Consider the following 22,373-nt stretch of genomic DNA (forward strand, 5'->3'; position numbering starts at 1 on the left):
AAATGGGAATAACGCTTAGAGAATACCAAGAACAAAACAACAATGAATGATTTTATGCTTTGAATCTCCAGACACACAGAAAAGGGAACAGAATCTACAAATTTCAACGTTAGAGAATCCACAAACCCTACCAACAGAAAAAGGTTGAGCATTAGCGCGCAAGCGAAGTGCAACGAAGCTGGAGCGGAGCCAAAGCAGGATTCACTCCCGCGAAGGTGATACAATCTCAAAGGAATAGAATCTACAAGACAGATTCTATTTGCGTAATAATCTCTTTTGCACCATTTGGGGAAGTTGCGGAATGCAAGATTTGAGAGATTTGCGAAATTTTTGGCTTTAGATTCTGCAAAAATGTTAGCACCTTTGCGGAATCTAGCTTATATTCAGTGCAGATTTCTGCAAGCCCTTTTTTCTGAAACTCAAGGGCATTGAAATACTGATGATTTTTGTGCGCATAAGGATAGGGGACAAAAAAGCAAGGCAAGCCATTTGCACAGGTTTCCCACACACTTGAAGCCCCTGAGCGCGAAATGCAAACATCGCTTCGTTCCATAAGCTCAACAAGATTTGGGTTATAGCTAAAGGCATTCACGCGCTCTAAAATTCCTTGTTTTGCGTAAGCTTCTTTGACGCGCTCAAAGTCATTTTTGCCACATTGATGAAAAACTTTTATCCCAAGCTCTAAGAGTTTTGGCGCAAGCTCTAAAGCGAGATTATTTATCGTGCGCGCACCTTGCGAGCCTCCAAGAAACAATACAGAATCTATTTTCTCCCGCACGCGTGCTTTGACAAAAAACTCTTTGCGTATCGGATAGGCGCACTGCACGAAATTGCGCGCTTTAAAAAAGCCTGTATGCTCTTGTGGGAATGAGCTAAAAACTGCCTTTGCAAATGGAGAGAGAATCTTATTTAAACTCCCGCTCATCGCGTTTTGCTCGTGGATAAAAAGCGGAATCCTGCAAATCAGTGCGCCAATGCTCGCCCCCGCTGCGCTAAATCCACCAACGCTAATAACTGCATGCACATTGTGTATTTTAAAAATTTTGCGCGCAAGCTTAGTGGCATTTGCAACTTTTAAAAGCGCTCCAAGCTTTGCTAAGCCTCTTTTATTCACCACGCCCGTGCTTTGCAAAAAATAAGTTTTGACAAAAAGCGCCTCATTTGCGTTGCTCGCACTAGATTCCCCAAACCAAAGCTTATCCTGCCCCAAAGTCGAGCCAATATACACACAAGGGAGATTGCGCGCTTTTAGCTCCAGCGCGAGCGCCTTTGCTATGGCTAAATGCCCGCCTGTGCCACCACCTGTGATAGCAAACATTAGTGCTTATGCTCGCTATGATTATGTGCGCTGTGGTCGTGTTTCTTATTATCGTTGTGCTCACAGCATTTAGGCATTTGCGTTGTGATAGGCTTGCCTAGTGCTTTCCACGCGCCAAAACCACCCACAAGGCGATAAAGCTCTGTGTATCCTAAATGTTGCGCCCAAAGTATAGCAGTATGCGCGCTCCCAGCGGGTGCGAAGATAGAATCTCCTTCATCATAAAACACGATTTTTGCGCCCTTATCTGCTCTTAAAAACTCTACAAACTGCTTCAGATCGCCATTTTGAGAATCCTCTTTCCAATTCCACTCGCTCCCATCTTCATTTAAACTTAATGATTTGCCAAAGCCAAAATGTTTCGCATTTGGGATAAGTCCGAGGTTGTAAATCCCGCGTGGCAAGGTAGCGATAATCACAAAATCATTAAGTTGTGAAGCCAGACTTTCAGAATCAATAAGCTTGTAGTCATTATTATCCGCGCGTTGCTTGAGTGCGATTGCCTCTTGTGTTGATTCTTGCATTGATTCTTGTGATTTGTTTTGTGTGCTAGATTCTGTATTTTGTTGAGAATCTAGCATTTGCAAATACGCCAAATGCAAAGCGACAAATTTATTTCCAGAATCCATTTTTTGTGCTTTATTAGGAAGTGTAAAAAACGCTGTCCCGCCGATAAATACGACCATCACAAGCACCACGCTTAAAGTTCTTTTTAGCTTGCTTTCTTTAAATTTCTGCCACAACACATACGCCACACCCACCGCACACACAAAAATCAATGTGGCATAGCCGGCAAATTTCGCGTAGGATTTAATCGTGCTTTGCGCACCATCAAGCTCTTTTGAAGTGAAAGCGTGGATAATGTTTTCCACCTCAAAGCCCGAGCCAAAAAGCTTGCCAATATACCAACCAAGTATTGTCAAAATCACCACCCAAATACCAGCACCAAGGCTTGTGTAAAAGCTAAATTTCGCAAGATTCATTCTTGCCAAGCCCGCAGGAAGTGAGATATACTGCCTAATGCCCATAATAAGCCGCCCAATAAAGGTGCTTACCTCGCCGTGTTTTTTGAAATAATTTTCCATTTTTTGCATTGTGGATTCTGTAAAGAAAAAATATTTGCCAAAGCGAATGAGAAAATCCCTGCCAAATTTTATCGCTAAGTAGTAGTTAAACAGCGCGCCTGCAAGTGAGCCTGCAATGCCTGCAATCACCGCAATCACCGCGCTCATCTCGCCCTTATACGCCAAATAGCCCGCAGGTATCATCACCACTTCTGAAGGGAAAGGCACGAAGCTAGATTCCAAAAACATCATCGCAAATACCCCAAGATACCCCGCCGCGCTGACAAAATTCACAATAAAATCAACAATTTGCCCAAACATTGCAATCCTTTTTGTGGTTTGTTTAGAAAATAAAGTCGCCATTATAAATGCTTTTGTTATAATTTGGCTTTAAATTTGCAACTACATTAAGGGTAAATTTTTATGAAAGAATTATTTGAGGGTGCGATTAGATTCCAAGAGGAGGATTTCCTCGCGCACCAAAAGCTTTATGAAAGTTTGAAAAAATCTCAAAATCCTCATACGCTCTTTATTAGTTGTGCAGATTCTCGCGTGGTGCCAAATCTCATCACAAGTTCGGACCCGGGCGATTTGTTTGTGGTGCGCAATGTGGGAAATATTATCCCACCTTACACGGAATCTAATCTTATGCGTAAAGGCTATCTTGCGACCACTTCAGCAATTGAATATGCTTTGACGATTTTAGAAGTGCAAAATGTCATTATTTGCGGACATAGTAATTGTGGCGCGTGTGCAGCGATTTATGAGCCTCCACAAAAGCTTGAAAACGCGCCTTATGTCAAAAAGTGGATTGAGCTTTTAGAGCCGGTCAAGCAAAAGGTACTAGCACTAAAGCCTTCCAGCAAGTCAAAACGTGTGTGGCTAACCGAGCAAATCAATGTCGAGCAGCAACTTGAAAATCTGCTTACTTATCCTTTTGTAGAAGAGCGCTTTGATAGAGGCGAGCTAAATGTGTATGGTTGGTATTATATTATCGAAACAGGGGAGATTCTTAACTATAATATGATTAAGCGCGAGTTTAAGCCAATCGTGCAAAAGAAAGCAGAAAAAAAATAAATCTTAAGGAGGAGATTACCTATGATACTAATGAGCGGACCTTGCGTTATTGAAAGCTATGAGAATCTAAGCGCCACAGCAAAGGCATTGCAGCCAATCGCGCAAAATGAAAAAATCGATTTTTACTTCAAAGCAAGCTTTGATAAAGCAAATCGCACGAGTTTGGATTCTTACCGCGGACCGGGTTTGGAGAAAGGTTTGGAGCTTTTGGCGCAGATTAAAAAAGAATTTGGATATAAAATCATTACAGATATTCACGAAAGTTGCCAAGCAGAGGCGATTGCGAAGGTGGCTGATGTGATACAAATACCAGCATTTTTGTGTCGACAGACAGATTTAGTCGTCAAAGTCGCTGAAACTGACAAAATTGTCAATATCAAAAAGGGGCAATTTATGAATCCCGCTGATATGCGCTATGTGGTGCTGAAAGCAATAAAAACGCGTGGCGGAAATGAAGCCACTTATGAAGAAAGCAAAAAATATGGAATCTGGCTTACCGAGCGAGGCAATAGCTTTGGGTATGGGAATCTTGTCGTTGATATGCGCTCACTTGTGATTATGCGTGCATTTGCGCCCGTGATTTTTGATGCGACACATAGCGTGCAAATGCCCGGAATTGCTGGTGGCAAAAGTGGTGGAGATAGCTCATTTGTCCCATATCTTGCGCGTGCAGCAGCGAGCGTGGGCGTAGATGGATTTTTTGCCGAAACGCATTTAGATCCAAAATCAGCACTAAGCGATGGGGCGAATATGGTCCCAACAGCTAAGCTTTTTGGCTTAGTAGATGATTTATTGCACTTGCAAGAACTTTTACCCACATTCAATTCCACACAAAATGCGTAAAAACTAATCTCATCAAAGAAGGAGTAAAAAAATGAATATCATTGAAGGGAAATTGCAACTGCGAGGCGATGAAAAAATCGCAATCATCGCTTCTCGTTTTAATCACCTCATCACAGATAAACTCATTGAGGGCGCGAAAGACTGCTTTTTGCGCCACGGGGGGAATGAGGACTTGCTAGATTTAATCCTTGTGCCCGGCGCGTATGAAGTGCCTTTTGCATTGCAAAAAGTGCTCTCACAAGGTGATTATGATGGAATCTGCTGTCTTGGCGCAATTATACGAGGCTCTACACCACATTTTGACTATGTCGCAGCAGAGGCGACAAAAGGCATTGCCAACACCACATTAAAATACGGCGCGGCGGTAACTTTTGGCGTGCTCACCACTGATACAATCGAGCAAGCCATTGAACGCGCAGGCACAAAAGCCGGCAACAAGGGCTTTGAAAGTATGAATTCGCTGATTGAGCTTGTGAATTTGTATCAGAATCTAGGGGTGTAATTTGGCGACACGCACACAAGCACGCAACGCGGTTATAGGCATTTTGTATGCGTATGATTTAGGAAATGAATGTGCGCTCAAAAATGCCAAAGAAATTTTAGAAGAAAAGAGAATCCGCCACAAACAGCAAGAATTTGCGCTATGTCTAACTTTAGGCGTGGTAGAGCAAAAAGATTCACTTGATAGCCTTATAAGCGCGCATTTGAAGGAATGGGATATTGAAAGGCTTGGGAGCATTGAACGTGCGATTTTGCGACTTGGCGCGTATGAAATGTGCTACCAAAAGACTGATGTGCCAATTGTGATAAATGAGGCAATCGAGCTTAGTAAGGCATATGGTGATGATAACGCGCCAAGGCTCATTAATGGCGTGCTAGATTCTTTGCAAAAAGCGCTCAAAGATAAAGATTTGCAAGAATATCTAAACGAGATAAAAGCCACGCAGAGTGCTTTAAAGCAAGTTGCTCTCAATGCGCCACAAGCAAAAGAGCGCGCGCAAAAACAAGATTCTAAGCTTTCTAAATATCCTAAATCTCCTAGCACGCGCGCAAAAAATGCTAAAAGCACCAAATACACAAACTCTAACACACAAAGCCCAAAACCTCGCAAGAGTTTTAAGTGCGCAGATTCTACAAAGTCAAAAAATCCATAAACTTAAGGAGAATTCATGCCAAAACTTTGCGTTGCACTAGATTTAGATTCTAAAAATGAAACTTTGTCGTTGGTGCGCGATGTGAGGCGCTTTGACAAAGAGCTTTGGTTAAAAATTGGCTTGAAAGCATATTTACGCGATGGGGCGAGCCTTTTGGAAGAAATCCGCGCTTTAGGGGATTTTAAGCTTTTTTTGGATTTGAAGCTTTATGATATTCCAAATACGATGCTTGATGCGGTATGTGAGATTGCAAAACTGCGGGTAAATATGCTGACAATCCACGCAAGCAGTGGTGTCGAGGCGATGAAGCTTTTGGGCGCTCAATCACGCGCGCAAGACAATTTCCCGCTGATTTTAGCAGTGAGCGCGCTTACAAGTTTTGATGCACAGGGCTTTGAGCTTATTTATAATGCCCCGCTTGCAAACCACGCGCGCAAAATGGCAATGCTCGCAGATTCTAGTGGGATTGATGGTGTGGTGTGCTCGTGCTTTGAAGTGAGCGAGATTAAGGCTTACACAAATCCGAATTTTCTCACGCTCACGCCCGGAATCCGCCCTTTTAACGAATCTAGCAACGACCAAAAACGCGTGGCAGATTTAGCAATGGCAAAACGCGTGGGAAGTGATTTTATTGTCGTTGGACGCCCGATTTATCGTGCAAAAGAGCCTTTAGACGTGGTAGAAAAAATCTTAGAAAATCTCTCATAAATTCAAAAAATGCGCACTTGTATTGCATCACCTGCGCGGGAGTGAATCCCCCGCTTCGGCTCACGCATATACTCCGCATTATCTTGGAAGCTTTGGTTTACAGATTCTGTAATTGCTTTTGAACTTCTTAAGATTCTGATTGCTTGACTTCTATTTTCATCTCCACGCATTATCGCACGCGATATACATAAAATTTTAGTGGTAAGCCAAAGGAATTTTTACTTAGCATAATTTCACCTTCTCCTGCATATTGTTTGCCAAAATATTTGATAAATGATTTTATGCCAAGTCGCGGGAAGTTGTAGCCAAAATCGCTTTCAAACAAGCGCTCATACTTAGAATCTAGCTTTTCTAAGAAGGCATTGCTAAATTCAAATGTCATATAAGGACTTAGTATTACAACATCTCCACTTTGTTTTGGCATAATATCATTACTACGAAAAACGCTATAAGGGCTCTCTGGCTTTGGTTTCCCTAAGATACTATTATCAATTGTCAAGTCTGATTGCAAATCGAATGTATTTGCCCCATAATGATTAAGCCATTCTGCAAGACTTACATACACCTCAACGCCTGATGCACGATTTACACCCTCAAGATAGATATTTGTGTGAGGATGCTCTCTTATGTATTTACTTAAAAAATCAAGCGTCTGCTGGAATCCATTTGGCACAACTTTATAATGTGCGTATTGGCTAAGGCTAAAAGGCAGGCTATTAAAGACAAAAACAATACAAGCAACAATCAAAAGAAGTTTAAAAAATTTTAATTTTAAAAAGTTTAGAATCCATCCACCAAGCGCAATAAGCCCAAAGATATAAGCAATCAACACATAATGCACATCGCCAATCCTTAATACTAAATATTCTGCCACAAGCACCAAAGCAGCGCACAAGCTAGAATCAAGCAAAGCACTAAAAGGCTGTTTTTTGATAAAAACACCATAGATTCTATACACAAAAAAACAGGGCAATACAAGCAGCAAAAAAGGTTCATTAAGCGAGTAGCTAAACGCAATCTTTAGCAACACAATAAGCTGGTTGTAAGGCGTATCGCCATACGCGCCACTGCCTTCTTTTTGCAACACAACAACAAACACATACACAAGCACCCAAATAATGCTTGTAAGTAGAAGTGCAATATCAAGGATTTTTACCCTAAAATGAGAATATTTGAAGCTCAATACAAAATGTAAAAATGCAAAAACAAAGAGCATAGCAAAGCCCGTTTCTTTATAATAAAGCGCGATAGTTGCGCTCAAAACTCCAAGCACAAGAGCAAAAGACGCGCTTTGTTTGTGAGGGTTTTTTAGCACAAAAGCATAGCTTGCTAGAAAAATACTAAAAAACACAAATTCCATACGCTCTGGCACAAAAAGTCGCAAAAATGAAGTAACAAAACTTGGCGCACAAAGCACAAGCGCGATAAGCGCATAAGAAATTATTTGGTAGCGCGCAAAATTTTGTTTTGCTTGTGAGGCAACGTGGTTGTCATCAATCATTGCAAAAAACACAGGCAATGCGTATGCCAAACAAAACGCAACCAAAATCACACAAAGAGCATTAAAAGCATAAAACACGCCTGCATTCACACCAAACAATGCGCTTAAAATATTAAGTTCCTGCCCATCTAGCGGGTAAAAGCGTCCAATTTCAGCATTGATAAAAAATGGGATTTGTTCACCGATAAATAAAGTTTTTGTAAAAGTATGATCATCAATCACACTAAGATTTGCATTTATAGCAACAAGAAAAGCATAAAGAAAAATAAAGCACCAAAAAATAACATTCCAAGCCCTTAAACAAGGGGCTTGGAATACACTATTGCCCCCCCCCCATCATAGAATCTATAAAGCTCATACCAACTCCTTAAAAAATTTTAAATTTGAAAAAAGCGCGACATTATAGCAAATTTTATGAAAGTTTAAGATTGAAGTTTTACGCGTTCTTTAAGGAAAAATTTCTATACTAAATTTATTTCTCTCAAAGAAGTCTTCCAAAAAGCCCAAAGCGACCTGTTGTGCCTTCGCGCCGATAAGAGAAAAAAGATTTATCACAGCAACTACAACCTTGCATAAATTCACTCTCCACAATGCCTAACTCGTGAAATTCAGATTCTAACATTGCTTGCAGTTTGAGATAAGTTCTACCCTCGCGCGTGGTGAGAAAAGCCTCCGCCTTTTGTACGTGTTTAGAATCTGTGGCTATTTGCGCTACATATGAGGAGACCTCGCTCCCCACCTCATAGCAACACTCCCTAATGCCAACACCCACAAACGCATACACATCGCGTGCGTGCGTGCCAAAGTGCTCACGCATAGATTCTAACGCACGCGCGCAAATCTTGCCAAAAACTCCCGCGCGTCCAGCGTGAATGAGCGAAAGAGCATTATTGCATTTATCATACAAAAGCACAGGATTGCAGTCCGCCACAAGCACGAGCAGTGCGCAATCTTTTCTATTTGTAAGCAAAAAATCGCCTTCACCCAAATTTGCAATCCCACTTATAGCGCGCGAGATGCTCACACCCTGCGTGCTATGAATCTGCGTAAGATAGGCAAGGGATTTTATAGGCTTGCTCTTTGTCTGTAACGCACAAAAGGCGCTAAATGCAATTTGCAGATTCTGCTCCACAAGGTGCTTTTCATCGCCCACATTAAAGCCGAGATTTAGGCTCTCATAAGGCTTTTTACTCACACCACCAAAGCGATTGCTAAGTGCAAATGAAACGCCACCCGCAAAAGTTTTGATGGATTTTTCAAAAGCAAACATATTTATCCCTTAAGAAAATAAAATTTTGAAAGGCATTATACAGCCCTAAATTACAAAAACTGCCACAAAGCCCTACAATTTCCATAGCCCCACCGACTTTATAATCTAGCTCTGAAAAATTTTGCTTTATTAGTTATTTGTGCTAAGAATTCTCGCTCTTTGGATTCTATTCCTTTAAATTGTATCACTTACAAGAGCAAAAGCCCTTATAAGCTTCGCTTCTATATCCATATAATTATATCGCCTGCGCGGGAGTAAATCCCGCTTCGGCTCCACTTCGCGTGCATACTTGGCGCGTTTTGGGGGCTTAGATTCTAAGATTCTGCAACGCTGTTTGGTGGTTTTAGAATCTCAAAAAGTGGGTAAAAATGTCAAAAAGATTCCAAAAATACCCCAAAAGTAAATGTATTCTAAACAAAATTATATTGCTTTAAGAAAACCCACACTACAATTTCCTTTCATATTAGAGCCAACTCTAATAAAACAATACAAAGCAAGGAGGGTTTTTTGAGTTCATACAACAATCAGCGTTCATCGGCGTTATCAAAGATTTTTGTTCTCTTGATTGTTGTCATACTTGTAAGTGGTGCATATACCTTCTACAATGCCAAAGGCTTTTCATATCTTAGCAATGACCCAGCAGCGTGTAATAATTGTCACATTATGAATGATGTGTATGATGACTATCTTGCTGGATCTCACTCGCAAAAAATTGCGGGAAAAGAGCGTGCGACTTGTGGCGACTGCCATTTGCCACATAGCTTCATTTCTAAGTGGATTGCAAAAGCTGAAAGTGGTGTAGGACACGCGTATGCTTTTACTTTCAAGCTCGATTCGTTGCCTGTAAATCTCAGTGCAAATGACAAAAGCAAGAGAATAGTCCAAGATAATTGTATAAACTGCCACATAGACTATGCGGGGAATGCAGTCAATCCCACAACACACGCAGATGGAAAAACACAAAGTCTAAGCTGTGTATCTTGCCACGCAGGCGTAGGACATAAGCGTGGATTCTAAGATGACACAAACCACAAATTTAAGGAGAAAAAATGCAAAAGAAAAGTAGTTTAATGCCCGTTCTTATCGTGCTAGCTATTGTTATAATAGTTGGTATTTTTTGGCTCAACAACAGCATCAGCGACAACAAATCAATCACGACTACCACAAGTAAAGGTCTAGTCGAGCTCACTGATGACAATCCGACTTTTGATTATTGGGGGAAAAACTTCCCAGAATACCGCGATATGTATTTGAAAGTGGAGACAGAAGCACCAAAATATACAAATTATGGTGGGAATCTCGCTTATTCTAAGCTTATCCGCTATCCACAGCTTACAGTGCTTTGGGCGGGCTATCCTTTTAGTTTAGATGCAAATGAGGAGAGAGGACACTTTTGGATTCAAGTCGATCAAATGGATACAGCAAGAAATAACAAAGACTTCCTAAACGCACATGGTTTTGCGAAGTTTGGCGGACAACCTGCGGCTTGTATGAACTGCCACAGTGGCTGGACACCATGGCTTTATAAAAATGCAGCTAAAGGTGATTGGGTGCGCTTTAACTCTACAAAATACTGGACTATGATTAAAAATGTGCCAGCAGTAGATGGTATCGAACCAAATTCTGACGCACACAGAGGACCACATGGCGGAACTAGAATGGGTGTAACCTGCGCTGACTGCCACAATCCTGATGGTATGGGACTTAGAATCACACGCCCAGCGCTTATAAATGCACTTGTAGATTTTAGAGGTTATGAAAAAGATGAGTATCAGGGCGTAAAGGCTGACAGAAAAGAGATGAGAACTCTTGTATGTGCGCAATGCCATGTGGAATACTATTTCCGCCCCACAGGCTCTAAAGTCAAGGTTACAGGCGAAAGCATCGCAAAAGATCCAACTAAAAAATGGTGGAATGGCGAACAAAAAACTTATGATGAATTTGACTTATGGAGAGATGGCAACGAGCCCACAGAAATCGAAGTTGATGGTATCGAGCTAGTATTCCCGTGGAGTGCGTGGAAAAAAGGCGAAGCTTTTAGAATTGAAATGTTTGATGACCACTATGATGCAGCACGCGAGAAAGGCATTTTCGCATCAGATTGGCAACATAAAGTTACAAAAGCACCTATGCTTAAAATCCAACACCCAGAAACTGAACTCTTTAGCGGTGGTGTGCATGCACAAAATGGTGTAAGTTGTGCGGATTGTCATATGCCTTACACAAAAGGAGCAGGTGGCAAGAAAGTTACACAGCATAACATTACTTCACCTTTGCAAGACATTAACGCAGCGTGCAAGACTTGCCACTCACAACCAGAAGAGTATATTAAAGCGCAAATTGCTGATATTCAACGCTCTGTGGCTTATGACCTAAGAAGCGCAGAATATGCGACAGTGAGTCTTATCCAAGATATTGGCAGATTAAGAGGTGAGTTAGGAAAACTAAGCGCATATCAAACTGATGGCAAGCCAGATGATGCAAAAATCTCTAAAGCATTAGCAGAACCATTGGAATTGCACCGCAGAGGACAAATGAGGGGTGACTTCGTAGGAGCGGAAAACTCTACGGGATTCCACAATCCACGCGAAGCAAGCAGAATGCTTCTTCAAGCAGTAGAAATGGCTAGAATGGGACAAACTAAGCTTGTAGAAATTGCAAATGCAAACGGCATCAAAGGCTTTACAACTTCAAATGTTGGTTTTGAAGAGATTCAAAAACTCAATCCGGGTGAAATCACCTACAAAGTCGATATGAACGGACATAAAGCAGGCGATCGCTACTATGACCATCACAATGTTAATGGTCCAGCACCAAAAGAATTGCTTGAGCTAGATGCGGATACAAAACCTTATAACTACAAAAAAGTAGATAAGGTAACTTCTCATCTTACAACCTACAAGGATTAATCCTTTACACGATCCTAGCCCTCGTTTTATAAATGCGAGGGCTAGGATTTTATCTTTCCAAATTTACTTCATTTTTAAATCCATTTCAATCTTATTTTGTTTTTTACACCCCAATTTTAAATGCTATAATTTCCCAAAAACTCGGAGTTTGCAATGATTTTTAACGCATTGAAAGAAAATCTGAATGAACGCACGATTTTGCCTCGCCGTTATGGAATCTTGCCCGGACGCACCTTTCTTTTTGGCGCACCAAAATCAGGTAAAACCTCGCTTGCCCTGCAATTTGCACTTTCTTATAAAAAGCCTATGTATTTGGATTTGGATGATGTGCGACTAAATTCTGCGCAATTGCAAACCTACTTACTGAAAATATTTTTGGAAAAAAAACTCGACATTCTTGTGCTTGATAATTTTAAGCCCACGCTCACTTTACCAAACCTACAAAATATTATCCTACTAGGTGCGCGCGAGCTTGTGCCAAGTGATTTTACACCAAAATGTATTATGCCGCTTTGCTTTGAAGAGTTTGTGAGCTTTAGTGCTAAGAATTTTTCGCTGAAAAATCTCTTTGCTTTTTTTCTTAAAGATGGCAATATGCCTGAAATGCTAGAAACCCCACATTATAAAAAAGAACAACGTAGAAGGGAGGTTCTCAAGCTTTATTTTGGTGCGGATTTAGAAATTTTTCTTTTTTTACTTCATTTTCAAGCCCAAGCTGTGAGTATTCATAGAATCTACACTGCGCTTAAAAAACAGACAAAAATTTCAAAAGACAGAATCTATGCTTTGCTAAAAAAATGGGAGGAAAATGGTGTGCTGTTTTTTGTCCCGCATAGCCTTGAGTGCGCAAATGAGCCTATGCAAAAACTTGCTAAAAAGCTCTATTTTGCAGATTTTAGCTTAAGCTGGATTGTGAAATTTGAAAACAATATCCTAGCGCAGTTTGAAAATATGCTGTTTTTAGAGCTTGTGAAAATACACGAACTTGGCGGGGGCACGATTAGCTATGAAGAAGGTATGCTTGTGTATAAAGACTGCGCATATTTGCCTATCCCCTTTGCTACGCGCGAGCTTTGTGAAAAGCGCTTGCAAAAATGCACGCAAAATACCGCTTATATTATCACGCTTAGTTTCGAAGATAGCGGGGAATTTCAACGCAACATACGCGGAAAAAAAGAGCGTGGAGAATCCGCACATAAAGACTCTCAAAAAATTTTTTGGCACGCGCTTAATTTCATCGACTTTGCCCTCGGCGAATTAGCATTAAAACTTTGACTCAACTGCGCGCTTATTTGATTTCTTATCATCGCGCTAAATTAATTGCATATATTTTAGAGGTTTAAAACAATTTCTAAAAGCACACAAGCGCTTATTTTTACGCTTTTTGGCTCGAGTAATTCCGCATTTGGCTTGTATTCCAAAAGCTGTTTTTTGAAATGCTCAAAGCGCACACCACTTGCCATTCCTCGCATTATATACAGCATCGTATCAAATGCGGATTTTGTCTCCTTTGTCTCTGCGCTAGAATCTGCATCTCTAGCAGATTCTAATATCTCGCTAAATGCGCCACTCTCAAAGTGCTTCCTTGCCATCGCTAAAACCTCGCGCATATCCCACACCTTCGTGCGCTCAAAATTACATAAACTCATATAAGATTCTACAAGAAAGAACAAAATCTCATGCCAGCGCACTTTTGGCTCTTTATGAAAATTTGCAAGTTGAAGTAATTTATCACAAAATGGCGTTTGCGAGGCGACTTTTGAAAAAAGCCCTGTGTTTGCCATTTGTACGCCAAACTTTGCTGAAAATGTCGTGGCTTCATAGCTTTTATTAAGCTCTTGGCTAAGAATCTGCCTTAAAAGCGTGTGGATTTTTGCTTCTAAATTTTCATCAATACTTTGTGGCGCAAAGCAATAGCACTGCCCCACAAACTTTCCAAACGCGCGCATAGTTTCCAAATAACCCAAAGTAATATTTTGCTCAATGGCGTTTTTTGAAAAATCAAGCATACTACCTAGATACATCGAAGGACGAATGTGTGTTACCAGCGGATTTGTATCATATTTGCTCTCAAAATCCCAATTAAGCGAAACAGCCACAACCTCCTGAGCGCCCATTTTGTAAGCCAAACCAATAGGCACATTATCATAATAACCCCCATCAATGAAGCTTTTTCCCCCGAACTCAAAAATCGGAAACGCAGGAAAACACGATGCAGAGGCGAGTACCCATAAAGAGAGCGTATCTTTATCCATCATATTTTTTCGCACTTCATAGGGCGTGAGACTTGGGATTTCAAGCGTCACAAGCCCAAAATCTAGCTTTGAAGATTCTATTCTTTCCCAATTTAGATAATGATTCAAAATCCCTTGCAGTGGAGAAGTATCCATACCTTTGTTTTGTGCGTAGGATTTGAGAAATGGCAGAATCTTTTGCGTGTTCGCAAAATAATAATCCATATCTTGCGTGAAATTAAGCCCGTGCGAAATAACTTTTTCAACGCTGATTTTCTCCCATAGCTCGCACAAAAGCGCAAAATCATTCTGCACGATAAGCGCACCATTAAGCGCACCGATACTCGTGCCAACAACTAAATCAAAGCTCTGCTCCAATTCCACAAGCGCCTTATACGCACCTACTTGATACGCCCCCTTAGAACCTCCACCGCCTAGCACCAATGCTTTTTTCGCCATCATCACCCTTTATAGAATCTTAGAATTTCGGGGCGATTATAACAAACCTTGCACGATAGAATCCCGAGAACAAATCAAGCAGAAAAACTAAAATCTGTTATAATCTAGGCTTTTAACTAACCTTATTAAAGGACAAAATTATGGCATACACGATTATTGAAGTAGAGAGGCAAACAGGCATCGCATCAAGGACTTTGCGCTTTTGGGCAAGCAAGGGGCTATTCCCGGCGTTGCAAAAAGATTCTAATAATATCCGCTATTTTAGTAAAAAAGATGTCGAGTGGGCGTGCTGGATAAACTGCTTCCGCGAAATGGGTATGAGTATAGGTGAAGTGCGCCGATATATCGAGCTAGCAGGGCTTGGTGATGAGACTATTATAGAGCGCCGCAATATGATTGTGCGCCAAAAGCAAAATGTGCTAGAGGAGATTTCGCGCCTACGTACAATCCTTGAGGTGATTGATAGGAAAGTCGCGTATTATGATGATATACACTCGATACAAATGCTTGAAAAAGAGGAAAGCGAAACGTTACAAGGTCCCGTACTCACTGCGAGTAAAGAGTATGAAACGCTTTATAAAGCAACAAAACCTCGCTCATTTAGAAAACATAACGAGCGCTTTCGTGCAAATACAGCAAACTAAAAAAACCTAACATAATCTAGCTATTGTGCCAAAAATCTAACTTCAAACAGCCTTTATATTATTGCATTCTGCGTAGTGTTTTGCATAGGTTTCTTGCATTAATGTTTCTAGCTCTTCATACCATTGCGGATTCTCAAAATTTGGCGTGAAAGATTCTAGCGCGACAAGCCTTGCCTTGTTGGTCTTTGAAGAAATAGGCGAGGTGTCATACATCTTGCGTGTGTTGATGAGCAAAATTGGTTGGATTTTTAGTTTAAGCCTTTCTGCTAGCACTTTTGCCCCGGGCTTAAAAGGAAGCAGTTTTTCCTTGCCCTCCCCACGCGTGCCTTCAGGGAATATCACAATTGGGCGCCCTTGTGCAAGCTTTTCCTTAGCCATTTTGAGTAAAAACACAATCCCACTTTTATCCTCTCTATTGATTAAAATCATTTCAGGCAAAGTCAGTGCATAGCCATAGAACGGGATTTCACCTAGCTGTTTTTTAGCCACCCAACAAATATTACTCGGATGGAATCCTTCTAAAAACATAATATCATTCACGCTTTGATGATTTAGCACAATCAGTTGTGCGCTTGCGTCAAACTCCCCTATACGCTCGACATGAAAGCCATTGAGTTTAAAAAAATAACGACATTGCAAGCGTGCTTTGCGCCCATTTTGCTTTGTCCTTGTAAAATAAATCTGCAAAATGATGACAGGCAGATAAATCGCAATGCTAAGCGTGGCAATCCAGCCTCTAATTTTTGACAACATACACGCTCCTTACCCAGCCTATTTGAGAATCCCCAATAAGCACCTTGTAAAACACAACATTTTCGCCATCGATATTTACCTTGCGAGAATCCAGCACCTCAACTTGCATATCAGATTCTATGATGCGTACGATTGTAGATTTATTCATCGGTAAAATACTTACCTGTGCACCCTTTTTTAGCACGCCTTGAAAGCTACTAAGTGTGAGATTATACACGCTCACACCAATCAAAATTGCCATCGCAAAAAGCGCGAGTTTGCTACGCTTCCAAAGAAAAAGCCCAAAAAATAGCGCAACACCTAAACCCAAAAAGACAAACTTAAACAACGTATAGCTCACCTTCGGCTTTAAGTCGCTCTGTGTACTAACAGAATCCGCACTCACCACAATCGGAATACTCACACTTTCAAAGCGCGATGCCCGCAGGTTGAAATATTCAAAATTCAGCTCACGCAAGGACTTTGGCACGACAACATAATAAATCGCGCCCATTTTTTCCTCACCCATACGCAATTCCTCAAAGCCCTGATTTGGTGCATTTGGGAAGCTCATATCGCGCACATTTGGGCTTTTGACTTGAAATTCAAAAATAACAATATTGTTCGTATCGTCATAAATCTTGCTTTTGTGGCGCAACACCTTGAAATCCTCGCCAAAAATACCTATATAACGTGGATTTGTTTTGAGATTGAGCGCTTTTAGCGGGATAGCACCGACACTTGCGACCTCTTCATAGCTAGAATCTGCACTTAGCGCACGCACACTTAAAGGTGGAATGCTAGAGTATTCATTTTTAATCTTAAAATGATAAGTTACTTGATAGCGATCCTGCCCGATAGCGCGCCACTGCGCGTTTTTATTGAGAATCTCAATGCGATCTTGGGCTACTTTATCAAAATTCGCCCCTACAAAACTCGCACCTGCATAAAATGTCGCCTCATAACTCACACTTACTTCCTGCCCGATATAGAGGCTTTCTTGCGGGAATTGCAAGACTTTGAGATAAGCGATTTTTGCTCGCACTTGTTCAGAATTTGCTAAATCTTGCGCTCCTTCTGTTGAAACTTGCTCTGCTAAAGCTTGCGTACCTAGCACACTCCCACAAACAAGAGCACAAAGAAAAAATGTAAAAAAATGTAAAATAAAATTTTTCATTATGCCTTTATCCCTGCTTTTTGCGCGACTTCATAGACTGAAGCGAGCATTTGCGCGCCATCAGTCCCACCAAGCAAAGATTCTATCGCGCGTTCAGGGTGTGGCATAAGCCCAAAAACATTCTTTTCTTTGTTGCAAATGCCGGCTATATAGCTAATTGAGCCATTAGGATTTTCCACATAACGCAAGAGAATCTGCTCGTTTTGCTCTAATTCTTTTAATAATGTTTCATCAGCAAAATAGCTTCCGTCAGCGTGCGCGATAGGAAGGCTAATAAGCGTGCCTTGCGTGTAATCTTGCAAAAAAGCGTTATTGGTATTCACCACACGCAAAGCTTGATTTTGACTAATGAAATGCAAATTATCATTGCGCTTTAAAGCACCCGGCAAAAGTCCAGATTCGCATAGAATCTGAAAGCCATTGCAAATACCAAGCACAAAACCGCCATTTTTTGCAAATGCACTCACCGCGCGCATAATAGGCGAAAAGCGCGCAATCGCCCCGCTACGCAAATAATCCCCATAGCTAAAACCGCCCGGTATAATCACAAGCGCGCAAGAAGGTGGCAGAGCCTCCTCTTTGTGCCAAATAATCTTGCTTTCAATCCCTAGCGTATCATACGCATATTGCATATCCTTTTCGCAGTTTGTGCCCGGAAATTGTAAAATCGCTACCACATTTTTTCCTTACACACGCTCAATTTGATACTCTTCAATCACCAAATTTGCAAGCAACTCTTCACACATCTCTTTGGCGATTTTTAGCGCCTGTGCTTCATCAACGACATCTAAATCTAAGAGAATCTCACGCGCTAAACGCACACCTTTAAGAGATTCAAAACCATGCGTGTTTAATGCGTGGTGGATTGCCTTTGCTTGCGGGTCAAGCACGCCATTTTTCAAACTCACAACAGCTTTTATTTGCATTATTTTCCTTTATAGCAAGTTTAATTATTTAGACAAAATGCGCTTAAGCACTTCCTCATAGGCAACTTTCACACTTCCTAGATTCTGTCTAAATCTATCTTTATCAAGCTTTTGATTTGTCTGCTTATCCCAGAATCTACAACTATCAGGGCTTATCTCATCAGCCAAAATAATATTTCCCTCTTTGTCTCTGCCAAATTCTAGTTTAAAATCAATCAACCTCAAATCGCGCTCTAAAAAGAATTGCTTCAAAATCTCATTAATCTTGCGCGCTTGGGATTTCAAAAACTCCAATTCTTTAGAATCTTGGGTAATATTTAAAATCTTGCAATGCTCATCGTTAATAATTGGGTCACCTAGCGCGTCATCTTTGTAGTAGAACTCTACCAGTGCGAAAGGCAGCTCCCTGCCCTCTTCAATACCTAGCCTCTTGGTAAGTGAGCCGGTGGCGACATTACGCGTAACCACTTCAATTGGAATTATTGAAACCCTTTTGCAAAGCATATGTGTTTCATCGATTTTTTTTATAAAATGCGTTTTAATACCTTCTTTTTCCAAAAGCTCAAAAAGCGCAGTGCTAATATGGCAATTTAGCGCGCCTTTGCCCTCCTCACTGCCTTTTTTCTCGGCATTAAACGCAGTCAAATCATCTTTGAATTCAGCAATCACTTCATTTGTATTTTCACTTGCGAAAAGCCTCTTGCCCTTGCCCTCATAAATAATCGCGCCCTTTTGCATCGTCCCTCCTTGTAAAAACTCTTTAAGATTTAAAATTTATTTGCTCGGCTTAAAGATATTCCACGCTTTAAGAATATCAATCGCGCTTTTAAGCTGGATATCCTTATACACATCTTCGCTATTTATGATTTTTGCTTTAGAATCTTTTTGCGTTTCTTTAGAAGAACCCTTGCCCTCTTTAGTGTCTTGGATTTTTTCAAGCTCACCTTGCAAATGGCGCTTCAAATCCGCTTCCTTGATAGAAAAGCTATTGCTAGATTCTGGAACAGCTCCGGGATATACAAGCACATCTGGTTGCACACCCACAGCTTGGATTGTGCGCCCGCTTGGAAGATAATATTTTGCGATGGTAAGCTTAATAGCTTCATCATTATCAAGGCGAATTACCACCTGCACGCTTCCTTTGCCAAATGTAGGCTCACCAACCAAAATCGCGCGCTTGTGATCCTGCAAAGCACCCGCGACAATCTCACTCGCACTCGCACTTCCACCATTGACTAACACCACAAGTGGTAATTCCGCATACGGCGCGATTCCGCTTGCTTTAAACTCGATATTTTCATTTTTATTGCGTCCTTTTTGGGAAACAATCACACCGCTTTTGATAAAAAGTTTTGAAAGATCTACCGCCTGATCAAGCAATCCGCCCGGATTTGAGCGCAAATCAAGCACAACGCCATCAACCTTGCCTAATGCCCTAAGACCATTCTTCACTTCAAGCGTTACATTTTTATCAAAGGAAGTCACACGCACATAGGCATAATTGCTTCCCTCAATCTTTTTTACCTTCACAGATTCCACGCGGATAATATCACGCACGAGATTAAAGATTAGTGGTTTATTTTCACCTGAACGCACGATGGTAAGCTCTAGCTTTGTTTTAGGCTTGCCACGCATAAGATTTACCGCGCTATCTATTGGCATACCTAGCGTGCTTTCATCATTTATCTTTAAAATCACATCGCCACTTTTAATGCCCGCCTTGTATGCCGGCGTATTGTCAATGGGCGCAACAACGGTGAGCGCGCCATCTTTCATATCAAGCGAAAGTCCAATGCCGCCAAACTCACCCTCTGTCTGACTTTTAAGATCATCAAATTTCTTTTTATCCAAATACGCCGAATGTGCGTCAAGATTACTCAAAAGCCCATCAATTGCTTTATCCACAATCGCATCAATTTTAAGCTCATCGACATAGCCTTCCTCTATCGCGCTAATGACTTTGCGTAGTTTTTTATACGCATCAAGCCTATTTTGCTCTTTATCATCTGCTGCATTTGCATTGAATACTAGCCCAAGACACGCGATTACAAGAAAAATTCCTGCTAATTTTTTTACATCTCTATACCTTATGTTTTTTTGCCAAAACATCTTTGTTAAACCCCTTCTTTTTTCTTTAAGAACCCTTTTGGGTGTTAAAATTTATACATATGGATACCAATGTTCGCCTTAAATGTTGGGATTCTACCAAAAAAACGCTACTTTTTAGCAAAAACACAAAGGGAAATTTGCTATAATACGCGCTTACTTTAATCAAAATAACTCCAAACCAAAAGGATTTTCTTGCAAATATTTTTACAAAAACTTAAAGCACTTTTTTTTAGCTCCCCAAACAAACAGCGCTACATCACCGCGCTTTTACTCATCGCAATTTTAGCGCTTGTATTGTTTTTGAATTACAAAGCACTAACTTGGGCGATTTTGGGCGCACTTTTTATACTTGGAGTGAAAGAATCTTTTGGTCTTTTTAAGATTGAAGGCGTATGGCATTGTTATGCTTTTTGCGCGCTTGCTTGGGTGGGTGCATATTTTAGCGCTAAGCCCCTTTATTGTGGATTTTTTGTCCTCTTGCTCTATGCTTCCTATCTTGCTTATACCAGAAAGATTAGCCCAAAAATGCTTTTACCTTTTATCTATCCAACTTTGCCGTTTTTGTGTATTTGGGAAGTGTATATAAACCTCGATAGATTGGGACTTATAAGTCTCATTATGATAGTCGCGCTCACAGATACAGGCGCATATTTTGGCGGAAAAGCATTTGGTAGGACGCCATTTTGCCCCACTTCGCCTAAGAAAACCATTGAAGGTGTGATTGTAGGCGTGCTTTGTGGCGTGATTGCAGGAAGTGTGTTTTTTGTAGGATTCTTTCCTAATTTTGCCTTAGCACTTGTTGGCGCATTTGTAGTCTCTGTGCTGGCTGTATTTGGCGATTTGTTTGAAAGCTACTTAAAGCGCACAGCTCAAATAAAAGATAGCGGTGGAATTTTACCCGGACACGGGGGCATTTTAGACAGGGTTGACGCGATTTTATTTAGCGCCATTGGCATGCAATTTGTGCTTTCATTTTTTACATAATTTTAAAATTTTATGATTCTCCTAGGCAGCACAGGCTCAATTGGTGTCAATACCATAAAAGTCACAAAAGCTTTCAATATCCCCATAGAATCCTTAAGCGCTGGGCGCAATATCACTTTGCTAAATACCCAAATGCGCGAAGTGTTGCCGCAAAAAATTGCTATTGCAGATTCTAAAGATATTCCAAAACTTGATAACGCGTTTATCAAAAAGCATAATATTAGCGTGTATTGCGGAGAATCTGGGCTTTTAGAAATGATTACAGATTCACAAAGTGCGCTTGTTGTAAATGCGCTCGTTGGCTTTGCTGGGCTTGCCCCGAGCCTGCAAGCAAAGCAATGTGGCAAAAAACTAGCACTTGCAAATAAAGAAAGCTTGGTTGTGGCGGGCTGGCTTTTAAAAAACCACAAAATCACGCCTATTGATAGTGAGCATTTTGGGCTATGGTATTTGGCGCAAAATACGCAATTTTCACACGCACAAGATTCTGTAAATTTTCAGAATCTACAAGATTCTAAACATTCCCAAAACACGCAAGATTCTAAAAAAAATCAGAATTCACAAGATTCCCACGCGCAAAATAGCATAAAACAGCTTTTGCTTACTGCCAGTGGGGGCGCACTACGCGATATGCCATTAGAAAAGCTTGCAAATGCCACGCCACAAGAAGCGCTCAAGCACCCAAATTGGTCAATGGGGCAGAAAATCACCATCGATAGTGCGACAATGATAAACAAACTTTTTGAGGTGCTAGAGGCGCGTTGGCTCTTTGGTATCGAGTGCATTAACGCGTTAATTGAAAAAAACTCGCTAATCCACGCGCTCATAGAGTTTGTCGATGGCTCGCTGTGCGCGCATATTTGTCAGTCCGATATGCGCTTACCTATCGCCTATGCGCTAAATCCAACCCTTGCATGCACGCAAAATATCATCACGCCTCTTGATTTGAGTGCGCTTACTAACCTTTGCCTTGCGCCCATTGACACAAAGCGCTATCCATTATGGAATCTCAAATCCACACTCTTAAATGCGCCAAAACTAGGTGTGGCACTCAACGCAAGTAATGAAATCGCTGTGGGCGCGTTTTTAAGCGGGCGGATTAAATTTGGCGCGATTGAAAAGATTATTTTGCGCGCACTTGAAAAGTTTGAATCAAGCAAAAACTGCACGCTTGCAAGTTTGGACGAAATCAAAGAGCTAGATTCTGCTGTGCGCAAATACAGCCTTGCATATTGTGACTAAAAATAGAATCTTAAGCACAAGC

Annotated in this window: 23 protein-coding genes and 1 pseudogene; 11 read left to right on the forward strand and 13 right to left on the reverse strand. The window is 41.0% G+C overall.

Features of this window, described 5'->3' with window-relative positions:
- Positions 1 to 241: 241 nt before the first annotated feature.
- The 3 genes and pseudogenes from A3217_RS06160 to A3217_RS09420 all read right to left on the reverse strand — a co-directional run.
- The gene (locus A3217_RS06160; protein ID WP_066388948.1) at positions 242 to 1,318 is read right to left on the reverse strand and encodes a UDP-N-acetylglucosamine--N-acetylmuramyl-(pentapeptide) pyrophosphoryl-undecaprenol N-acetylglucosamine transferase; all 1,077 of its coding nucleotides are present in this window, start codon (positions 1,316 to 1,318) and stop codon (positions 242 to 244) included.
- On the reverse strand, positions 1,318 to 2,004 hold the full coding sequence (locus A3217_RS09415) for a rhodanese-like domain-containing protein (RefSeq protein WP_335339537.1): 687 nt from the start codon (positions 2,002 to 2,004) through the stop codon (positions 1,318 to 1,320). Before A3217_RS09415 ends, A3217_RS06160 begins: the two co-directional genes overlap by 1 nt.
- A 210-nt stretch (positions 2,005 to 2,214) precedes the next feature.
- Positions 2,215 to 2,703: pseudogene (locus tag A3217_RS09420) on the reverse strand (DedA family protein); the annotation flags it as partial.
- Between the two features lie 102 nt (positions 2,704 to 2,805).
- Between A3217_RS09420 and A3217_RS06170 the strand changes: the two are divergent.
- From A3217_RS06170 to pyrF, 5 genes are read left to right on the forward strand one after another with little or no spacing between them, the layout of a single operon-like run.
- Positions 2,806 to 3,459, forward strand: a complete 654-nt coding sequence (locus A3217_RS06170) for a carbonic anhydrase (RefSeq protein ID WP_066388949.1) — start codon at positions 2,806 to 2,808, stop codon at positions 3,457 to 3,459.
- 21 nt (positions 3,460 to 3,480) lie between these two features.
- On the forward strand, positions 3,481 to 4,302 hold the full coding sequence (kdsA, locus tag A3217_RS06175) for a 3-deoxy-8-phosphooctulonate synthase (RefSeq protein WP_066388951.1): 822 nt from the start codon (positions 3,481 to 3,483) through the stop codon (positions 4,300 to 4,302).
- A 31-nt stretch (positions 4,303 to 4,333) separates the two neighbouring features.
- Positions 4,334 to 4,804, forward strand: a complete 471-nt coding sequence (gene ribH / locus A3217_RS06180) for a 6,7-dimethyl-8-ribityllumazine synthase (RefSeq protein WP_066388954.1) — start codon at positions 4,334 to 4,336, stop codon at positions 4,802 to 4,804.
- Position 4,805: 1 nt separating this feature from the next.
- Positions 4,806 to 5,456, forward strand: a complete 651-nt coding sequence (gene nusB / locus A3217_RS09625; RefSeq protein WP_082807902.1) for a transcription antitermination factor NusB — start codon at positions 4,806 to 4,808, stop codon at positions 5,454 to 5,456.
- 15 nt (positions 5,457 to 5,471) lie between these two features.
- Complete coding sequence (gene pyrF / locus A3217_RS06190; RefSeq protein ID WP_066388956.1) at positions 5,472 to 6,164, forward strand: orotidine-5'-phosphate decarboxylase; 693 nt, start codon at positions 5,472 to 5,474, stop codon at positions 6,162 to 6,164.
- 2 nt (positions 6,165 to 6,166) lie between these two features.
- Here the strand turns inward: pyrF and A3217_RS09050 are convergent, their stop codons facing one another.
- From A3217_RS09050 to A3217_RS06200, 3 genes are all read right to left on the reverse strand, one after another.
- Positions 6,167 to 6,334 (reverse strand): hypothetical protein, encoded by a 168-nt coding sequence (locus A3217_RS09050; RefSeq protein ID WP_156471871.1) that lies wholly within the window; start codon positions 6,332 to 6,334, stop codon positions 6,167 to 6,169.
- On the reverse strand, positions 6,334 to 7,887 hold the full coding sequence (locus A3217_RS06195) for a hypothetical protein (protein ID WP_066388957.1): 1,554 nt from the start codon (positions 7,885 to 7,887) through the stop codon (positions 6,334 to 6,336). Before A3217_RS06195 ends, A3217_RS09050 begins: the two co-directional genes overlap by 1 nt.
- Before the next feature lie 259 nt (positions 7,888 to 8,146).
- Positions 8,147 to 8,935, reverse strand: coding sequence for a purine nucleoside phosphorylase YfiH/LACC1 family protein (locus tag A3217_RS06200; protein ID WP_066388958.1), 789 nt, complete (start codon positions 8,933 to 8,935; stop codon positions 8,147 to 8,149).
- 507 nt (positions 8,936 to 9,442) lie between these two features.
- Between A3217_RS06200 and nrfH the strand changes: the two genes are divergently transcribed.
- The 3 genes from nrfH (at position 9,443) to A3217_RS06215 (ending at position 13,119) form a co-directional block, all read left to right on the forward strand.
- A complete protein-coding gene (gene nrfH, locus A3217_RS06205) occupies positions 9,443 to 9,952 on the forward strand; it encodes a cytochrome c nitrite reductase small subunit (RefSeq protein WP_066388959.1) in 510 nt (169 codons plus the stop codon).
- A 32-nt stretch (positions 9,953 to 9,984) separates the two neighbouring features.
- Positions 9,985 to 11,844 (forward strand): ammonia-forming cytochrome c nitrite reductase subunit c552, encoded by a 1,860-nt coding sequence (locus A3217_RS06210; RefSeq protein ID WP_066388961.1) that lies wholly within the window; start codon positions 9,985 to 9,987, stop codon positions 11,842 to 11,844.
- Between the two features lie 153 nt (positions 11,845 to 11,997).
- Positions 11,998 to 13,119, forward strand: coding sequence for an ATP-binding protein (locus A3217_RS06215; protein ID WP_066388962.1), 1,122 nt, complete (start codon positions 11,998 to 12,000; stop codon positions 13,117 to 13,119).
- Positions 13,120 to 13,175: 56 nt separating this feature from the next.
- Here A3217_RS06215 and A3217_RS06220 read toward each other — a convergent pair whose 3' ends face one another.
- Entirely contained in the window at positions 13,176 to 14,537 is a 1,362-nt protein-coding gene (locus A3217_RS06220; protein ID WP_066388963.1) for a patatin-like phospholipase family protein, read from the reverse strand.
- Between the two features lie 140 nt (positions 14,538 to 14,677).
- Here A3217_RS06220 and A3217_RS08820 point away from each other — a divergent pair, with 140 nt between their 5' ends.
- Positions 14,678 to 15,181: a MerR family transcriptional regulator gene (locus A3217_RS08820; RefSeq protein WP_082807905.1), complete on the forward strand. Its 504-nt coding sequence runs from the start codon at positions 14,678 to 14,680 to the stop codon at positions 15,179 to 15,181.
- Between the two features lie 42 nt (positions 15,182 to 15,223).
- Here A3217_RS08820 and A3217_RS06230 read toward each other — a convergent pair whose 3' ends face one another.
- The 6 genes from A3217_RS06230 to A3217_RS06255 are packed head-to-tail and all read right to left on the reverse strand — an operon-like array spanning position 15,224 to position 20,125.
- Entirely contained in the window at positions 15,224 to 15,934 is a 711-nt protein-coding gene (locus A3217_RS06230; RefSeq protein WP_066388965.1) for a 1-acylglycerol-3-phosphate O-acyltransferase, read from the reverse strand.
- Complete coding sequence (locus tag A3217_RS06235) at positions 15,918 to 17,090, reverse strand: SH3 domain-containing protein (RefSeq protein ID WP_066388966.1); 1,173 nt, start codon at positions 17,088 to 17,090, stop codon at positions 15,918 to 15,920. Before A3217_RS06235 ends, A3217_RS06230 begins: the two co-directional genes overlap by 17 nt.
- A complete protein-coding gene (gene purQ / locus A3217_RS06240) occupies positions 17,090 to 17,767 on the reverse strand; it encodes a phosphoribosylformylglycinamidine synthase subunit PurQ (protein WP_082807906.1) in 678 nt (225 codons plus the stop codon). Before purQ ends, A3217_RS06235 begins: the two co-directional genes overlap by 1 nt.
- Before the next feature lie 9 nt (positions 17,768 to 17,776).
- The gene (purS, locus tag A3217_RS06245; protein ID WP_066388967.1) at positions 17,777 to 18,016 is read right to left on the reverse strand and encodes a phosphoribosylformylglycinamidine synthase subunit PurS; all 240 of its coding nucleotides are present in this window, start codon (positions 18,014 to 18,016) and stop codon (positions 17,777 to 17,779) included.
- Positions 18,017 to 18,040: 24 nt separating this feature from the next.
- Entirely contained in the window at positions 18,041 to 18,754 is a 714-nt protein-coding gene (purC, locus tag A3217_RS06250) for a phosphoribosylaminoimidazolesuccinocarboxamide synthase (RefSeq protein WP_066388968.1), read from the reverse strand.
- 36 nt (positions 18,755 to 18,790) lie between these two features.
- On the reverse strand, positions 18,791 to 20,125 hold the full coding sequence (locus tag A3217_RS06255; protein ID WP_066388969.1) for a S41 family peptidase: 1,335 nt from the start codon (positions 20,123 to 20,125) through the stop codon (positions 18,791 to 18,793).
- Between the two features lie 192 nt (positions 20,126 to 20,317).
- Here A3217_RS06255 and A3217_RS06260 point away from each other — a divergent pair, with 192 nt between their 5' ends.
- Both A3217_RS06260 and dxr read left to right on the forward strand, forming a co-directional pair.
- Complete coding sequence (locus tag A3217_RS06260) at positions 20,318 to 21,109, forward strand: phosphatidate cytidylyltransferase (RefSeq protein ID WP_231860215.1); 792 nt, start codon at positions 20,318 to 20,320, stop codon at positions 21,107 to 21,109.
- A gap of 12 nt (positions 21,110 to 21,121) precedes the next feature.
- A complete protein-coding gene (gene dxr / locus A3217_RS06265; protein ID WP_066388972.1) occupies positions 21,122 to 22,351 on the forward strand; it encodes a 1-deoxy-D-xylulose-5-phosphate reductoisomerase in 1,230 nt (409 codons plus the stop codon).
- Positions 22,352 to 22,373: the final 22 nt, after the last annotated feature.

Origin of the sequence: Helicobacter himalayensis, from assembly GCF_001602095.1 — a bacterium.
Classification (GTDB): Bacteria; Campylobacterota; Campylobacteria; order Campylobacterales; family Helicobacteraceae; genus Helicobacter_F; species Helicobacter_F himalayensis.

Bases quoted from the DNA above. Each gene is read 5' to 3' on its own strand.
- A3217_RS09415 (WP_335339537.1), bottom strand. From the start codon at position 2,004: ATGGTCGTATTTATCGGCGGGACAGCGTTTTTTACACTTCCTAATAAA.
- A3217_RS08820 (WP_082807905.1), top strand. From the start codon at position 14,678: ATGGCATACACGATTATTGAAGTAGAGAGGCAAACAGGCATCGCATCA.
- A3217_RS06230 (WP_066388965.1), bottom strand. From the start codon at position 15,934: ATGTTGTCAAAAATTAGAGGCTGGATTGCCACGCTTAGCATTGCGATT.
- A3217_RS06210 (WP_066388961.1), top strand. From the start codon at position 9,985: ATGCAAAAGAAAAGTAGTTTAATGCCCGTTCTTATCGTGCTAGCTATT.
- A3217_RS06200 (WP_066388958.1), bottom strand. From the start codon at position 8,935: ATGTTTGCTTTTGAAAAATCCATCAAAACTTTTGCGGGTGGCGTTTCA.
- purS (WP_066388967.1), bottom strand. From the start codon at position 18,016: ATGCAAATAAAAGCTGTTGTGAGTTTGAAAAATGGCGTGCTTGACCCG.
- dxr (WP_066388972.1), top strand. From the start codon at position 21,122: ATGATTCTCCTAGGCAGCACAGGCTCAATTGGTGTCAATACCATAAAA.
- pyrF (WP_066388956.1), top strand. From the start codon at position 5,472: ATGCCAAAACTTTGCGTTGCACTAGATTTAGATTCTAAAAATGAAACT.
- A3217_RS06215 (WP_066388962.1), top strand. From the start codon at position 11,998: ATGATTTTTAACGCATTGAAAGAAAATCTGAATGAACGCACGATTTTG.
- A3217_RS09050 (WP_156471871.1), bottom strand. From the start codon at position 6,334: ATGCGTGGAGATGAAAATAGAAGTCAAGCAATCAGAATCTTAAGAAGT.
- kdsA (WP_066388951.1), top strand. From the start codon at position 3,481: ATGATACTAATGAGCGGACCTTGCGTTATTGAAAGCTATGAGAATCTA.
- A3217_RS06255 (WP_066388969.1), bottom strand. From the start codon at position 20,125: ATGTTTTGGCAAAAAAACATAAGGTATAGAGATGTAAAAAAATTAGCA.
- A3217_RS06160 (WP_066388948.1), bottom strand. From the start codon at position 1,318: ATGTTTGCTATCACAGGTGGTGGCACAGGCGGGCATTTAGCCATAGCA.
- ribH (WP_066388954.1), top strand. From the start codon at position 4,334: ATGAATATCATTGAAGGGAAATTGCAACTGCGAGGCGATGAAAAAATC.
- A3217_RS06235 (WP_066388966.1), bottom strand. From the start codon at position 17,090: ATGAAAAATTTTATTTTACATTTTTTTACATTTTTTCTTTGTGCTCTT.
- A3217_RS06170 (WP_066388949.1), top strand. From the start codon at position 2,806: ATGAAAGAATTATTTGAGGGTGCGATTAGATTCCAAGAGGAGGATTTC.
- purC (WP_066388968.1), bottom strand. From the start codon at position 18,754: ATGCAAAAGGGCGCGATTATTTATGAGGGCAAGGGCAAGAGGCTTTTC.
- A3217_RS06220 (WP_066388963.1), bottom strand. From the start codon at position 14,537: ATGGCGAAAAAAGCATTGGTGCTAGGCGGTGGAGGTTCTAAGGGGGCG.